This is a genomic window from Teichococcus deserti (assembly GCF_001982615.1).
Classification (GTDB): Bacteria; Pseudomonadota; Alphaproteobacteria; order Acetobacterales; family Acetobacteraceae; genus Pseudoroseomonas; species Pseudoroseomonas deserti.
Genome location: NZ_MLCO01000345.1, coordinates 1 through 1,468, shown reverse-complemented (window position 1 = coordinate 1,468; position 1,468 = coordinate 1). Strand labels below are relative to the sequence as shown.

The window sequence follows — 1,468 nt, the reverse complement described above, 5'->3', positions numbered from 1 at the left end:
GGGTGCTGACCGGCCGCCCCGGCATGCCCCGCCGCCGCCCCGGCCCGGCGGAGGGCTGAGCGCATGGCCTTCTCCTGGACCCTGACCGCCTATATCGCCCGCCGCTTCGGGGCCATGGCGCTGGCCATGACCCTGGCGCTGGCCAGCCTGGTCGCGCTGTTCGACTTCATCGAGCTGCTGCGCCGCGCCGCCACGCGCGCCGATGCCGGCTTCGGCCTGGTCGCCACCATCGCCGGCCTGCGGCTGCCCTTCGTGGTGCTGCAGATCCTGCCCTTCGCCGTGCTGCTGGGCGGCATCATCGCCTTCTGGCGGCTGGCGCGCGCCTCGGAGCTGGTGGTGGCGCGCGCCGCCGGCGTCTCGGTCTGGTCCTTCCTGATGGGGCCGGTGGCGGTGGCGCTCTGCCTCGGGACCCTCGCCATCACCGTGGTCTCGCCGCTCTCGGCCGCCATGCTGGCCCGTGCCGAGCGGCTGGACGCCACCTATCTGCGCAACGCCACCGGCCTGTCCTCGCTGGCCGGCGGCAGGCTCTGGCTGCGCCAGGCCGATCCGGCGCTGGAGCCCAACGGCATCGCCATCCTGGCCGGCGTCCCCGAGGTCGGGCCGCAGGGTTTTCTCCTGCGCGGCGTCTCGGTCTGGCGGCTCTCCGCCCAGGACAAGCCGCTGGCGCGCGTCGAGGCGCCGCGCGCGCGGCTCGCCGACGGCGCCTGGAACCTGGAGGAGGCGGTGACCTTCGGCACCAACCGCCAGCCCTCCGCCCCGGCGCCGCTGCGCCTGCCCACCCCGCTCACCCGCGACCGCATCGAAGAGACTTTCGCCAGCCCGGACACCCTGTCCTTCTGGGCGCTGCCCTCCTTCATCGCGGTGCTGGAGAGCAGCGGCTTCTCCGCCATGCGGCACCGGCTGCACTACCACTCGCTGCTGTCGCTGCCGCTGCTGACCGCGGCCATGGCGCTGCTGGCCGCCGGCTTCTCGATGCGGCAGTCGCGCCGCGGCGGGGTCGCGCAGATGATCGGCGCCGGCATCGCCGCCGGATTCGCCCTCTTCCTGCTCGACAAGGTCGCCGAGGAATTCGGCCAGGCCGGCACCCTGCCGGTGGCGCTGGCCGCCTGGGCCCCCTCGGTCGCCGGTCTGCTGCTGGCGCTGACCCTCTTGCTGTATCTTGAGGACGGCTGAGGGCGGCTCGGATTTCCAGGCTGGCTTTTCAAGCCTCTCGCCGCGCCGCGCCAATGCGGCTATGGAAGCGGCATGGACCGAGCCATGCGTGACGCCGGCAACCGCCGGGCAGCGAGAGGGATTGCCGCCAGGATGGAGCCTGCCTCTCCGCCGGATGCCCGCCGTCCTGGGCGCGCCCTTCCCTGGCGCACCTTGCTGCTGGGCGGCACCGCCCTGCTGGCCGCCAGCCTGCCGGCCGCCCTTGGCCGCGCCCAGGGCGCCGGGCCGGCGACCAGCCCCCAGGCCCCCGCTGCCA

The 1,468-nt window shown here is 74.7% G+C and carries 1 protein-coding gene; it reads left to right on the top strand.

Features of this window, described 5'->3' with window-relative positions; all coding sequences use genetic code 11:
- Positions 1-63 precede the first annotated feature (63 nt).
- Complete coding sequence (gene lptG / locus BKE38_RS26695) at positions 64-1,173, top strand: LPS export ABC transporter permease LptG (protein WP_076960235.1); 1,110 nt, start codon at positions 64-66, stop codon at positions 1,171-1,173.
- Positions 1,174-1,468 lie beyond the last annotated feature (295 nt).